This is a genomic window from Dialister sp. UBA1703, assembly GCA_002320515.1.
Lineage (GTDB): Bacteria > Bacillota > Negativicutes > Veillonellales > Dialisteraceae > Dialister.
Genome location: DCJJ01000023.1, coordinates 1 through 13,915 on the forward strand (window position 1 = coordinate 1; position 13,915 = coordinate 13,915).

Here is a 13,915-nt window from a genome sequence, read left to right on the forward strand (position 1 = left end):
GATTTAATCAGCGCTTCCTTAAAGAGGGGGCGGCCCGCCTCAGGCGGGCTGGTTCAAAAGGTTCAGAGGGGGGAGGTGGCGCCGCCAAAGGCGGCGCAGGTTATGGCCTGCTGCGCAGGCGGGTTGTATAAAAAGGTTGTATTCGCTTCGCTCAAAGATTGTGGTGGGCGGCTCCGCCGCCGGTATGAATAAAACCTTTACAACCGGGCTTCACCCGATGGAAAACAGGCAAACCGCCCTTGCGGGCGTTGGAAAAGCGCTCCCCCTTTGGTGGCTTCGCCACCATCTTTCTCCACGGGAAAGCGTCTCACTTGGTTCTCAGGTCGCTATCACTCCCCTACGAACCAAGTTCGCTTGCCACCCCGCTGTGCGGGGGCACAATAAAGCTCCGGCTCTCCGCCATGCAGCATTTGAGACATAAAAGCCAATCCCGTAATGCTGACTTTATACTCATCGCCGCGAAGCGGTGATACCTTCCCTTCTGAACCCTCTGACCCTTTTGAACCCTCAAACTAGAAACTAGAAACAAGAAACCCTAAAGACATATACAAGAAATTTACAAGGAGGACGTATGGGTAAACATTTTTCTTTTATCCATTGTGCTGATCTTCATTTGGGAGAACCGTTCAGCGATATCCGCATGGGAAGCAGCGGTCCCTGGAATGAACAGATAGGGAAGGCCACTTTTAAAGCCTTTGAGAAGGTGGTGGATGCTGCCCTGGAGAACCGGGTGGATGCCATCCTGATTTCCGGCGATGTTTACAATGGCGACCATCACAGTCTGTCCGCCCAGATGGCCTTTGCCCGGGAGCTTTATCGGGCGGCCCAGGGGGGCATCCGGATTTTTATGGTTCATGGGAACCATGACCCCGGCGAGGCCTGGCGGGCGGATATCCCGCTTCCGGAAACAGTTCATATTTTCCCCGCTGACCATGTGGAAGCCGTTCCCCTGATGAAGGATGGGGAAAAGGCGGCCACTATTTACGGGATTTCCTATAAAACCCGGCACGTGAAGGAAAACCTGGCACAAGAATTCCACCGGGAAAAGGAGGACGGCTTTGCCATCGGCATGCTCCATACGGATGTGGGAAGTGCCGATTCGCCCTATGCCCCCTGCACGACAGACGATCTGAAGGCTTCCGCCATGGATTACTGGGCCCTGGGCCACGTGCATACCCGCAAAACCATTTCCACGTCCCCCTACATTGTATATCCTGGCAATACCCAGGGCCTCAGCCTTCGGGAAACAGGCCCCCGGGGATGCTATCTGGTGGATGTAGGAGCCTACGGCACGGTGACTTTGAAATTTATTGAAACCGACACTATCCGCTGGATGGATATGACCATGGATATTTCCGCCTATTCCCAGGCGGAAGAACTGATCCAGGCAGTAACCAAGAGAAGAAGCGGCCTCAAGGAACTCACCGGAAGGCCCAATATCATTCGCCTTATCTGCACCGGAAGCGGCCCTCTCCATGATGTGCTGTCCACCGAGGACGGCAGGGATTTCATCCTTCAGTCACTGAACGACAAGGAACAGTTCCGCTACCTCTTTGCCTGGTTTGTCCGGTTGGAAGACAGGACAAAGAGTGCCATCGACTTGAAGGAAAGACGGGAACTACCTGATGTGACGGGAAATTTTCTGAAGGCCTTCTATGAAATAGACCGGTTGGATGAGGAAAAGAAAAAAGAAGAGCTCCGTAAAATCGCTGAGCAGCAGCCGGAGCTTGTGAGATACAGAAAACTGCTCCATTCCCTCTCTGATGAAAGCCTGCTTCATGCCTTTCAGAAAGCAGAGCTTCTGGGAGCGGAAATGCTGACAAAAGAGGAGGAAAAATGAAAATTACCGATCTTCAGCTCCAGCAGTACGGCATTTATCATGATGCCTCCTGGCAGCCCTCCCAGACGTCCCTCAATATCGTAATGGGAGAAAATGAAAGCGGTAAAACCACTATGCTCCGTTTCATCCGGGATATGCTCTTCGGCTACGGAAGGGGCAAGTGGCAGGGGCGGAAAGGAAATATGGGCTTTGTCCGTTCCGACGGCCAGTTTTACCGCGTATTCCGGAACGAAAAGGAGCAGTGGTTTGAAAATGCAAACCATGTGAAATTTACGGAAGACCTGCCTGCCGCCTGGTGGCACGGTCTCAACCGTTCCATTTATGAAAAGATATTCGCCGTAGGTCTGGAAGACCTGCAGGGCGCCTCCTTCCTGGCCAACGACACCGTGAGGAGTCGTTTCTTCATGCTCCAGGGCGGCGACAAACTGGCTAATGCCAAGGCAGAACTGGAGGAAGCCAAGGGAAAACTCTTCACCTCCAGTGCCCAGGGCAAGAGAAAAATCAACCAGCTGGCTTCTGACTTGGAAGAAGCGGAAAAAGAATTGGATGGCCTTTCCAGACAGGAAAAGGATTTTTCCGACCTCCAGCACCGGCAGGAGGAAATGAAAAAGGAAATCGCCGACCTGCAGTTAAAGCTGGACAAAGATAATGAAGAAAACAGCCGCCTGGAAAAACGGCTGGGTGCCTGGAAATACTATCAGCAGGCGGTGAGCGTGAAGCACCAGCTGGATTTGTCATCCCAGGTTACCATGTTCCCCTCCAACGGCAAGGAACAGTGGAACCAGCTTATGAACCGCATGAAGGTGATTCACGACCAGAAAGAGTCCCTGCAGGAAAAGCTGGATGCCTACAAACCTGTGAAAAAAGAAGAAATCATTCCCTGGATGGGCGTGGAAAACGAGCTGGAAAAGCTCTACGTAGATCTGGGCCAGTGGCGCCAGACCATGGCGGACGCTGAAGAAATGGAAAAGGAAAAATCGGACTGGCGCATCGATTTCGTCAATCTTGGTTATTCCCTTCCCCTGTGGGATCATGCCCTGAATCTGGATAAGCCCTGCGTGAACGTGGACTGGGAAGAGGGGAGACGTCTCTCCAAAAGCCTGGGCGTCAGGAATAATGAGCTCCATTTCTGGGAGCAGCGGGAACCGGAAGTGGAAAAACTTTCCGATGACATGGAGCTGCCGGAAAAGGAAGAATCGGAGTCCGACTGGCAGAATATCGAATCCATGGCCAGTGAGCTGGAGCAGGTGCTTCATGAAGAAGCGGACGTGCAGTCCGAAATGGACAGTATCAGCGCCACGGAGGATAAAAAATTCACTCCCTGGCTGTGGCTCAGCATGGCCTTTGTCCTCATGGCGGCGGGCAGCATAGCTGCCTTTTACATGGCCAAGGCAGGCATTATGTCCATGTACGGCGCCGGCGGCGCCGCAGTCCTTGCTGTCTTATTTTTCTACCTTCACAGCCATGTTATCCATAAAAAGGGAAATACCCTGGAAAAACTGGCTCTTCGCAAAGAAGAGCTGGAAACACTGCGGGAAAAGATGAGCGAAAAATTCCCGGGCCAGGCACCGAAGACGGTGGATGAACTGAAAGCTTTCCATAACCTGATGCAGGAAAAACGGTCCGGTTTCTACAAGGACCAGGCAAAACGCCAGGCCGTTTCCTGGAAAAAGGAAACCATCCGGAAACAGATGCAGCAGCATAAAAATTGGGAAGAAGAAGGAGAAATCCTGACCGAAAAAAGGAATAAGGCGGAAAAAGCCTGGAACGACTGGCTCAAAAGAAACAGCCTTCCAAAAACAGGAGCGGAAAACCTTTCCGCCCTGCAGGAACAGTGGCAGAAGATTTACTCCGCCGAAGGAAAGGGCAAAATCCTTGATTTCCGCCTGGAGCAGATCGACGCCAAACTGGATGCCTTTGCAGCAAGAGCCCAGTCTATCATCAAGGCCACCGGACTTCCCTACGCCGTCAGTCCCGATGGCATAGCCGACATTTACGAAGAAAACCATCGCCGCAGTCTGGAGTGGGAAGCGCTGCAGGAAAAGAATAAGCAGCACGAAGCCTATGAAAAGGAAATGGGCAAGCTGGACGAAGGCTGGGCCTCCTGCCAACGGGAAATGGACACCCTGCTGAACCTTGTTCAGGCTAAAAATGCGGAAGAATTTGCAGAAAAGGTCAATGCCCACGAACATCATGACCAGATTGCAAAGGAATGGGAAAGGGTAAAACAGGACCTTCGCATGTACGCCGGCGGAGAAGAAGAATTTGAAGCCCTCTGGCATGCATTGGAAACAGGCCAGTACGACCAGTGGATGGAAACCCATAATACACTGTCCCGCCGGATCGAAGAGGAATCGGCTAAACTGGGCGAACTCCAGAGAACCCAGGGCGCCATCGACAACGAAATCTTCCGCCTGGCAGGAGACGACTCCATGACCAGTGCCCTCCAGAAAAAAGAAAAAATCGAAGCGGAACTGAAATCCGCCCTGGAAGAATGGCTGACCCTCATGTACACCGAAGAACTTTTGACCCGGGCCCAGACCATTTACGAATCGGGCCGACAGCCGCAGATCATGAAAATGGCCAATGAATTTCTGAAGGACATGACCATGGGGAAATACTCCCTTCATATGGCAGACAATGGAAAGGATATTTTCATCGAAGACAGCACCCATGCTGTGAAAAACGAAAAAATCTGGTCCTCCGGCACCGGCGACCAGGTATTCCTTGCCATCCGCCTAGCCATGGCCCTTTCCTTCGGAGAGCAGATCGAACCGCTGCCCATTGTGCTGGATGACATTTTCGTCCGTTTTGACGAAAAACGGCAGCGGGAAACTCTTCGCTTCCTTATGGAACTGGGGAAGAAACAGCAGATTTTCCTCTTCACCTGCCACGAAAGAACCATGCACATTGCAGAAGAAGTAGGATATGAAAAGGGAACAGGAGAGTTCATCCATCTGTCTGCCGGACAGATCGAGCAGGTAGGGCAGTAGAGGCATCAAACGTCAGAAGGTTGTATTCCCGGACCCAAGAGGGGGGACCTTCGGCGTCACTGCCGGACATTAAGGCGCTCGTTTTATGTGCAGGCTATACTCGAAAAATAGCCTGATTCGACAATGCTGCAGGACTTTCGCCTTCCAAGGGAAGGCGGCTTTGGCACTTCGTCATACATCACTGGCGATGCAAGGGTAAGCACGTAACGTCAGGCTCCTTCTTTGGGTGGCAATTCTGCGTAGAATTGCCAAGTCTGGCAAAGCTGGCCCGCTTAGAAGGATAGTGATTTCATTGGTATGCTTACCCTTGTACGCCCTTTTGCCACTGGGGGGGCATTTTAGCCACAGGGAAGCGTATCAATGGATTCGCTGGTCGCGGGGCTTTCCTGTGAATCCAGTTCCCTTGCCGCCAAAAGGGGAAAGCCACCGGAGTTGGCTGATCGACGTAATGCTTTTCATAAGGTATGATACAGAAAGGTAAATCCGTAACGCTGACTTCATACTCATCGCCCGAGAGGGCGATACCACCACCCTCTGAACCTTTTGAACCTTCTGAACCTTCACACCGAAGGTGTGTCCAAAGGCGAAGCCGCCACCACAACCCTCGGCCCAGGGGGCTGTCTAACCCTTGGACCCCGGGTCCCAAAAGCCTATTCATCCCAAGAATCCTCATCGCCCGCAAAGGCGATGCAGAAAGAAGGTATCCTATTGAACACAGAAAAAACAGTTTCTGCCGAAAGAAAGAAAAAGAAACTCCATATTGAATTTCTTCGCGCTCTCTGTATCTGGCTGGTCATGTTTACCCATACATCCACTGCCGGATTTTCCCTTTTTATCAATCGGCCCGCTTCCTTTTTCTATCCCCTCTATCTGGCAGTGCCTTTTTGGGTGAAGACGGCGGTGCCTATTTTCTTTATGATTTCCGGCGCCCTCCTTCTGGGGAAAGAGGAACCTGTATCAAAAATCTGGAAGAAGAGGATATGGCGGTTCCTGCAGGTAATTTTTGTTTTTTCCTTCATCAACTATGTATGGTTCTACCATAACCTGCCTCTTTCCATTCCCGGTCACATTGCCAAGTTCTTTACCATGCTATACACCTCGGACCTGGCTACGGCTTACTATTTTCTCTATATTTACATTTCCTTCCTTCTCATGCTTCCTGTCTGGAGGAAACTGGTGAAGGCCATGGATGAAAATCTTTACCTTTACCTGATCGGTCTCAATCTCTTCTTTGTAGGGCTGGTGCCGGTGATTTCCTTCCTTATCTTTAAAGGGAGTGCGGAAATGAATTATTTCCTGAATCCCCTTCTGGCAGTGAGCGAACCGACTTTCTACTTTCTTATGGGTTACTGGATTGAAAATGTGCTGCCGGAAAGCTGGCTGACGAAACGAAATCTGGTGAAACTGGGAATGGCGGCACTCCTTGGCACCTGTGTGGCAGGCACCATGACCTGGTATCACGGCGTAGTAGCCGGCGGCATGACGGAAGCTATTTCAGAGCGGTTCTACGACTCCTTCCTTTTCCTCAATACAGCCTTCCTCTTCTGCACCTGCCGCTGGTGGTTTTCCAACCATCATGTGTCGGAAAAGGCGGCCAGGGCGCTGGTATTCTTCGGCAGTATGTCCTTCGGCGTCATGCTTTTTGAGGAAATTACAAGAAACCTCACCCATGTGATTTACACCCATGTACTTTTGAAATATATGTACCGCATCCCCTTCATCGATGCGGTCATCTGGATCTGCATAGCCTACGCCCTGGGTGTAGTGATTACATGGGGAATTAAGAAGATTCCATATTTTGAAAGATTAATATAAGAGCCGCGGAGCGGCTCCGGGCGCAAAGGGGGCTTTGCCTCTCATTTGTATAAAATCGGTTTTGTATGCTTGCGGGCTGGTAAAACCGCACACCCGCAGGGGGTGTCAAATTTTCCCCTTGCATCTCCCATTTCTTTTTGATAAAATAGAAAAGCTTGAGTACAAGTACACATGTCCGTGGATTTCATATCTGTGCCCTCTGACAGGGTGGTTATGGGAGAAGAAGCGGGCAGAGGTTATTAACAGGAGGTTTTTATTATGTCAGTTGTATCCATGAAACAGTTGTTAGAAGCAGGCGTTCATTTCGGTCATCAGACCCGTCGCTGGAACCCGAAGATGGCTCGGTTCATTTTCACCGAACGCAACGGTATCTACATCATTGATCTGCAGAAGACCGTGAAGAAGGTTGAAGAAGCTTATGCTTTCATCCGTGATGTAGCAGCTAAGGGTGAACCGATTCTGTTCGTAGGCACCAAGAAGCAGGCTCAGAATTCCGTGAAGGAAGAAGCTACCCGCTGCAACCAGTTCTATGTAAATGAACGCTGGCTCGGCGGCATGCTCACCAATTTCCGTACCATCCAGACCCGTATCAACCGTCTGAAGGAACTAGAAAAGATGTTTGAAGAAGGCACCACTGACCAGTATCCGAAGAAGGAAGTTATCCTTATGAAGAGAGAACTGGAAAAGCTGGAAAAGAACCTTGGCGGTATCAAAGATATGAAGAGACTGCCCGGAGCTATCTTCATTATCGACTCCAAGAAGGAAGAAATCGCTGTTGCTGAAGCTCATAAGCTCCACATTCCCGTTGTTGCTACCGTTGATACCAACTGCGATCCCGACGTTATCGATTTCCCGATTCCTGCCAACGATGACGCTATCCGCGCTGTAAGACTGCTCACCAGCAAAATGGCTGATGCTGTTCTGGAAGGCCGTCAGGGCCAGCAGGAAGCTGAAGCTGCTGCAGAAGAAGCAGGTGAAGCTGCTGAAGCACCGGCCGAAGAAGCTGCTGCTGAAGACAAGGAATAATCTAATGGTTCGGGGGCCCTTTACCCCCCCCCCGGGGCACTGCCCCCTCTTTATCTGACAAACACCTTGAATTTTATGATGGAGGTCATAAGATGAAAATCACAGCTAGTATGGTAAAAGATCTGCGTACTAAAACCGGTGCAGGCATGATGGACTGCAAAAAGGCACTGGTTGAAGCTGAAGGCGATATGGACAAGGCTGTTGATATTCTCCGCGAAAAGGGCCTGTCCCAGGCTGCGAAGAAGGCAAGCCGCGTAGCTGCTGAAGGTGCTGTAGTTTCCGCTATCTCCGAAGATGGCAAAACCGGTACCATCGTTGAAGTCAACTGCGAAACCGACTTTGTTGGAAGCAACGAAGACTTCAGAGCTCTGGCTCACTCTATTGCCCAGCAGATTATTGCCGTAAATCCTGCCGATGTGGAAGCTCTCCTGGCATCCGACCTGAACGGCAAGACTGTTAAAGATACCGTAACCGAAGCTGTTGCTAAAATCGGCGAAAACATTTCCGTACGTCGTTTCGTACGTTACGAAAGCGCTGAAGGCAAAGTTTACAGCTATATCCATGGCGGCGGCAAGATTGGCGTTCTGGTTGAAGTTAAAGGCGGAGACGACGAACTGGGCAAGGACATTGCCATGCAGGTCGCTGCAGCTAATCCTTCATACCTTAACCGCACCGAAGTTCCGCAGGCTGAAATCGAACATGAAAAAGAAGTTCTTGCAGTGGAAGCAAGAAACGAAGGCAAACCTGAAAAGATCATCGAAAAGATGGTTCTTGGCAGAATCAACAAGTACTACAAGGAAGTATGCCTTGTTGACCAGGAATTCATTAAAGACGGCGATCTCACCATTGCCAAACTCCTGAAGTCCAAGAATGCGGACGTTCTCCGTTTTGCCCGTTTCCAGCTGGGTGAAGGCATCGAAAAGAAGCAGGAAAACTTTGCGGAAGAAGTTGCTTCCTTCATCAAGAAGTAATTCCCGTCGTACATCCACAAAACCTGAAGGAGGACATCGCACGATGTCCTCTTTTTTTACGCCGTCCTGCCTCAACCGCGCTTTGTGACATTTTTCAAATTTATCGCTTTTTCAGGGCACCGGAGTTTTTCAAGAGGCGGCGGATGTGCTATAATAAACACAACATGAAGGGGCGAACTTCAATGCCCTTCAATATTGCTTGTGTCCCGGCAGGAGGCTCCGTCCCGGAACGCGGGCAGCATACAGAGAAACAGATAAAGAGGAACAGGAGGGCTGGCAACGTGACCGATCAATTGAAATACAGGCGTGTCGTGCTGAAACTCAGCGGGGAGGCCCTGGCAGGGGCGAAGGGATTCGGCATCAATCCGGAAACCGTCAATTCCATCGCCAGACAGATCAAGGAAGTGCAGGAACGGGGGCTGGAAGTCGCTGTCGTTAACGGCGGCGGCAACATCTGGCGTGGCCTTTCGGGCGCCAACAAGGGTATGGACCGTGCGCAGGCCGACTATATGGGCATGCTGGCGACGGTCATCAATTCCCTGGCCTTGCAGGACGCCCTGGAGCAGCTCGATGTCCCGACACGTGTCCAGACGGCTATCGAGATGCGGCAGATTGCGGAACCCTACATCCGGCGCCGGGCAGTCCGGCACCTGGAAAAAGGACGTGTCGTCATTTTTGCGGCCGGCACAGGCAATCCGTATTTTTCCACTGACACGACGGCTGCCCTGCGTGCCGCTGAAATTGAGGCCGATGCCATCCTCATGGGAAAGAACGGCGTCGACGGTGTGTATGATTCCGATCCGGCCGTCCACAAAGATGCCCGGAAATTCGACCATCTCAATTACATCGATGTCATCAACCGCCATCTGAACGTAATGGACTCGACGGCCATCTCCCTGTGCATGGACAACGACATCCCCATTGTAGTATTCAACATCGAAACCCCCGGTAACATCCTGAAAGCCGCTCAGGGAACCGTTGTGGGAACCACCGTAGGAGGCGAACAATAATGTCAGTCGTAGAGGATTTACTCACCGCGAACGAAGCGAAAATGAAGAAGGTCATTTCCCATCTGAAGGAAGACCTGGCCAGCCTGCGCGCCGGCCGTGCCACTCCGGCACTGTTGAACAAGGTTACCGTGGACTATTACGGCGCGCCCACGCCGATCAACCAGGTTGCCAACGTGACCGTTCCGGAACCCCGCATGATCGTCATCACGCCGTGGGACAAGACCATGATTAAGGAACTGTCCCGTGCCATCATGGCTTCCGATCTGGGTCTGACCCCGAACAGCGACGGGACCTGCATCCGCCTGAACATGCCGATGCTGACGGAAGAGCGCCGCAAGGAGCTCGTCAAGACGGCCCGCAAACATACGGAAGAGGCCCGCGTCTCCATCCGCAATATGCGCCGTGACATCATCGAAGGCATCAAGAAGGCTGAAAAGGCGAAGACCATCACGGAAGACGATTCCGAAGACGGGCAGGACCAGGCCCAGAAACTGACGGACAAGGTAATGAAGGAAGTCGACAAAGTCATTGCCGCCAAAGAAAAGGAAATCATGGAAGTCTGAGGCACCGGCTTATGAAGGAAACAGACGCGCCGGATGTAGTGTCCCTGCCGCTGGAAAAAGCGGAAGAAGCCCTGCGTGAGGCGCATTGGGAATATGAAGTCAGAACGGTGCCGCCGGCTTATGGCAAGGAAGACGGCGGTACCACCCTCAAAGCGTATGTTGTCCGGCAGCAGCTGCTGCCTCAACATAAAGCAGTCATCACTGTCATGTATAAGAAGAGAAGGGAGGTTCACTGAAATGGCATTCAAAATCGACTCCGACGCCTGCGTAGGCTGCGGTACCTGTGCCAGCGTCTGCCCCGTAGGCGCCCCGAAAGAAGACGGCAACGGCAAATACGAGATTGACGCCGGTACCTGCGTGGAATGCGGCGCTTGTGCTGCAAACTGCCCGGTCAGCGCCATCAGCCAGGATTAAACCTGACGCGGTCTGAAACAATCAGGCGCCCTTCCCTTGCGGGAAGGGCCGCCCGTTTTGTTTTTACGGACCTTCTCTTGCAACAGGAGACCATCTATGTTCGACCAAATCTTTGGAAATGTGATTCAGCCCATGCCCTGCACGGTGGACGTGGATACGGCCGGCCTCCGGGCAGACAACATCCCCCGGCACATCGCCATCATCATGGATGGCAACGGGCGTTGGGCCAAAGCACAGGGGAAAGTGCGCACGTACGGTCATAAAGCCGGCGCCGAAACCCTGAAGACCATTGTCCGGGCCGCCAACGACCTGGGGGTCAAAATCATCACTGCCTATGCGTTTTCAACGGAAAACTGGAAACGGCCCGTCACGGAAATCCATTTCATCATGGAGCTGTTGAGCCGTTACCTGACAAATGAAATCCAGGACTTCCATGATAACAACGTGCAGGTCCGCTTCATGGGGTCCCGCGAGGGGCTGCCCGGCGTCATCTGCCAAAAGATGGATTACGCCACCGAGGTGACGAAGGACAACACGGGCCTGATCTTAAACTTAGCCATCAACTACGGCGGCAGGGCGGAAATCCTCCATGCCGTAAAGGGTATCGCCGCGCGCATCCAGGACGGAAGCCTGTCCGCAGATGCCATCGATGCCTCCGTATTCGAAGATAATCTGTATTCCCGCGGTCTGCCGGACCCCGATCTGTTGATCCGCACCGGCGGCGACCAGCGGATCAGCAATTTCCTGCTCTGGCAGATTGCCTATGCGGAAATGTGGACCACCAAGGTCTGTTGGCCCGACTTTACGCCGGCCATGCTGGTGGAGGCCATCGCCTCCTTCCAGAAGCGCGAGCGCCGTTTCGGCGGCTTGATCCAGAAATGACCGGCCTTTCCGCAGGTTCAACCTAAAACTGTTCAAAGGACTGAAACAAAAGTGTTCAAACGCATCTTAACCGCCATCATCGGGATTCCTATCGCCGTGTTCATCGTCACCAGGGGCGGCTGGCTCTTCATGGCTGCCGTCATGCTCCTGGCCGTCACAGGCTGGCGTGAATTCGCCCGTATGGCGGCCTCCAGGGGACATGACATATATATCCTGACCTCGGCGCTGCCCGTGTTCCTCATGCAGGCAGCGGCCGGATTCGCACGTCCCGACCTGCTGCTGCCCATCCTGACCGTCGCCACCCTGGGCATCCTCTTCGAAGGATTGTTCCGCCATTGCCAGTACGGCGAGACGGACTGGCCTGCCCATACCTCCCTTTCAACCTGTGCGTTGCTTTACACAGGACTGCTTTTTGCCCATGTGATCCTGCTGCGTGAATACCCGGGTGCCGGCATCTCCGTCCTGGGACTTCCCTTCGCCAGGGGCGAGGCAGCCGTATGGATGGTCCTGCTAGGTACCTGGGCCAGCGACACCTTCGCCTATTTCTTCGGCATGGCTTTCGGCAAGCACAAATTCTGTTCCGTCAGTCCTAAAAAGTCCATGGAGGGAGCCGTAGCCGGGTTTGTATGGTCTTTCGCCATTACAGCCGCCATGGCGCACTGCTGGCTGGGCGCGACGGCTGCCGCAGCCTGCCTGCTGGGCCTGACCGTCGCCTTCTGCGCGCCTGTCGGGGACCTGGTGGAATCCATCCTGAAACGGTCCTTTAAGATCAAGGACTCGGGCAACTTCTTCCCGGGACACGGCGGCGTGCTGGACCGGATGGACAGCCTGCTCTTTGCGGCACCGGCCGCGTATTACGTCATGAAATTCTTAGGTGTCTGACGGCACCCTTGGGAGGAAACATGAAGAACCTCACGATACTCGGAAGTACCGGTTCCATCGGCCGGCAGACCCTGGAAGTGGCCGCCGCCAATCCGGGCCGGTTGAAGGTGCGGGCCCTGGCGGCGCACCGCAACGTGGACCGGATGCTGGAACAGATCCGCCAATTCAAGCCGGATCTAGCTGTCCTGACGGATCCTGCCGCGGCAGAGGAACTGAAACGGCAATATGATGGGAAGACAGAAATCCTGAGCGGGGAAGAAGGCCTCCTGGCTGCCGCCACCTGGGAAGAAACGGATACAGTGCTCGGCGCCATGGTCGGCTACGCCGGCCTGCGTCCCACCCTCGCCGCCATCAACAGCGGCAAGGACATCGCCCTGGCCAATAAGGAAACCCTGGTGGCGGCGGGACACCTCGTGATGGAAGCCGTGGCGGAAAACCATGTCCGCCTGACGCCTGTGGACAGTGAACACAGCGCCATTTTCCAGTCCCTGCGCAGCGGTACGCATGACGAAGTCAAGCGCATCATCCTGACCGCTTCCGGCGGTCCCTTCCTCGGCATGAGCCGGGAAGAACTGGCCCATGTGACGGTGGAGCAGAGCCTGCACCATCCGAACTGGAACATGGGCAGGAAGGTCACCGTCGACAGTTCGACCCTGGCCAATAAAGGGTTGGAAGTCATAGAGGCCCACTGGCTCTTCCATGTACCTTACAGCAAAATCAACGTCGTCATCCACCCCCAGAGCATCGTCCATTCCCTGGTGGAGTTCTGCGACGGCGCCGTCATCGCGCAGATGGGCATACCCGACATGAAGCTGCCCATCCAGTACGCTTTCTCGTTCCCGGACCGTTATCCCAGCGCCTACGGGCAGCTCGATCTGGTCAAGGCCAGCCCCCTGACCTTCCTCGAGCCGGACCTGGAAACGTTCCCGGCCCTGGCCGTCGCTATCGCCTGCGGGAAAGAAGGAGGTACGCTGCCCTGCGTATTCAACGCGTCCAATGAAGTCTGTGTCAACGCCTTCCTGCAGGGACGGATCCGCTATCTGGACATCCCTGAACTGATCCGGCGTACTGTGGACGCACACAGAAACGTATCCCGTCCCGGCATCGAACAGATTGAAGAGACGGACGCGCAAACCCGCCGTTACACGGAAGGCCTCATCGCCAGCCTGTGACGGGAAAGGAGTTTTCAGTGTTTGTAACGATTCTGGCCTGCATCTTCGTCTTCGGCGTGCTCATCTCCATTCATGAGTTCGGCCACTTCATCACGGCGAAGCTGACCGATATGAGGGTCGATGAATTCGCGATTGGTTTCGGACCGGAAATCTGGCAGAAACAGAAGGGGGAGACCCTCTATTCCTTACGGTTGCTGCCCTTGGGCGGCTATAACCGCATTGCCGGCATGGATCCCGATGATCCGCCGGACCTGGACCGCGGGTTCAATTCCAAATCCGTCTGGGCCCGCATGTTCGTGATTCTGGCCGGTTCCCTCATGAACCTGCTGCTGCCGGTCTTCATCTTC

The 13,915-nt window shown here is 53.6% G+C and carries 13 protein-coding genes; all 13 read left to right on the forward strand.

All coding sequences use genetic code 11. The features are described from left to right. Window positions 1–571: 571 nt before the first annotated feature. Entirely contained in the window at window positions 572–1,840 is a 1,269-nt protein-coding gene (locus tag B2Y11_RS01205; protein ID WP_291055091.1) for a metallophosphoesterase family protein, read from the forward strand. Beyond that, entirely contained in the window at window positions 1,837–4,833 is a 2,997-nt protein-coding gene (locus B2Y11_RS01210; RefSeq protein WP_291055094.1) for an AAA family ATPase, read from the forward strand. The genes B2Y11_RS01205 and B2Y11_RS01210 overlap by 4 nt, the downstream gene beginning before the upstream one ends. Before the next feature lie 708 nt (window positions 4,834–5,541). Next, window positions 5,542–6,648 (forward strand): acyltransferase, encoded by a 1,107-nt coding sequence (locus B2Y11_RS01215; protein WP_291055097.1) that lies wholly within the window; start codon window positions 5,542–5,544, stop codon window positions 6,646–6,648. A 258-nt stretch (window positions 6,649–6,906) separates the two neighbouring features. Then, complete coding sequence (rpsB, locus tag B2Y11_RS01220; RefSeq protein WP_291055100.1) at window positions 6,907–7,674, forward strand: 30S ribosomal protein S2; 768 nt, start codon at window positions 6,907–6,909, stop codon at window positions 7,672–7,674. 92 nt (window positions 7,675–7,766) lie between these two features. After that, a complete protein-coding gene (gene tsf, locus B2Y11_RS01225) occupies window positions 7,767–8,645 on the forward strand; it encodes a translation elongation factor Ts (protein ID WP_291055103.1) in 879 nt (292 codons plus the stop codon). Between the two features lie 281 nt (window positions 8,646–8,926). Then, window positions 8,927–9,655, forward strand: coding sequence for a UMP kinase (gene pyrH, locus B2Y11_RS01230; RefSeq protein WP_291055106.1), 729 nt, complete (start codon window positions 8,927–8,929; stop codon window positions 9,653–9,655). Further along, window positions 9,655–10,218, forward strand: coding sequence for a ribosome recycling factor (gene frr / locus B2Y11_RS01235; protein WP_291055109.1), 564 nt, complete (start codon window positions 9,655–9,657; stop codon window positions 10,216–10,218). Before pyrH ends, frr begins: the two co-directional genes overlap by 1 nt. Before the next feature lie 11 nt (window positions 10,219–10,229). Then, entirely contained in the window at window positions 10,230–10,454 is a 225-nt protein-coding gene (locus tag B2Y11_RS01240; RefSeq protein ID WP_291055112.1) for a hypothetical protein, read from the forward strand. Between the two features lies 1 nt (window position 10,455). Beyond that, window positions 10,456–10,632: a 4Fe-4S binding protein gene (locus tag B2Y11_RS01245; protein ID WP_291055114.1), complete on the forward strand. Its 177-nt coding sequence runs from the start codon at window positions 10,456–10,458 to the stop codon at window positions 10,630–10,632. A 96-nt stretch (window positions 10,633–10,728) separates the two neighbouring features. Then, window positions 10,729–11,514, forward strand: a complete 786-nt coding sequence (locus B2Y11_RS01250; RefSeq protein WP_291055116.1) for an isoprenyl transferase — start codon at window positions 10,729–10,731, stop codon at window positions 11,512–11,514. A 51-nt stretch (window positions 11,515–11,565) separates the two neighbouring features. After that, window positions 11,566–12,396 carry a phosphatidate cytidylyltransferase gene (locus B2Y11_RS01255; RefSeq protein ID WP_291055119.1) on the forward strand — a complete coding sequence of 277 codons (831 nt, stop codon included), beginning with the start codon at window positions 11,566–11,568 and terminating at the stop codon, window positions 12,394–12,396. 20 nt (window positions 12,397–12,416) lie between these two features. After that, entirely contained in the window at window positions 12,417–13,568 is a 1,152-nt protein-coding gene (locus B2Y11_RS01260; RefSeq protein ID WP_291055122.1) for a 1-deoxy-D-xylulose-5-phosphate reductoisomerase, read from the forward strand. A gap of 17 nt (window positions 13,569–13,585) precedes the next feature. Further along, window positions 13,586–13,915 (forward strand): site-2 protease family protein (locus tag B2Y11_RS01265; protein ID WP_291055125.1); only part of this gene is annotated, 330 nt, incomplete at its 3' end.

Bases quoted from the DNA above. Each gene is read 5' to 3' on its own strand.
- B2Y11_RS01205 (WP_291055091.1), top strand. From the start codon at position 572: ATGGGTAAACATTTTTCTTTTATCCATTGTGCTGATCTTCATTTGGGA.
- B2Y11_RS01210 (WP_291055094.1), top strand. From the start codon at position 1,837: ATGAAAATTACCGATCTTCAGCTCCAGCAGTACGGCATTTATCATGAT.
- rpsB (WP_291055100.1), top strand. From the start codon at position 6,907: ATGTCAGTTGTATCCATGAAACAGTTGTTAGAAGCAGGCGTTCATTTC.
- tsf (WP_291055103.1), top strand. From the start codon at position 7,767: ATGAAAATCACAGCTAGTATGGTAAAAGATCTGCGTACTAAAACCGGT.
- frr (WP_291055109.1), top strand. From the start codon at position 9,655: ATGTCAGTCGTAGAGGATTTACTCACCGCGAACGAAGCGAAAATGAAG.
- B2Y11_RS01240 (WP_291055112.1), top strand. From the start codon at position 10,230: ATGAAGGAAACAGACGCGCCGGATGTAGTGTCCCTGCCGCTGGAAAAA.
- B2Y11_RS01245 (WP_291055114.1), top strand. From the start codon at position 10,456: ATGGCATTCAAAATCGACTCCGACGCCTGCGTAGGCTGCGGTACCTGT.
- B2Y11_RS01250 (WP_291055116.1), top strand. From the start codon at position 10,729: ATGTTCGACCAAATCTTTGGAAATGTGATTCAGCCCATGCCCTGCACG.
- B2Y11_RS01260 (WP_291055122.1), top strand. From the start codon at position 12,417: ATGAAGAACCTCACGATACTCGGAAGTACCGGTTCCATCGGCCGGCAG.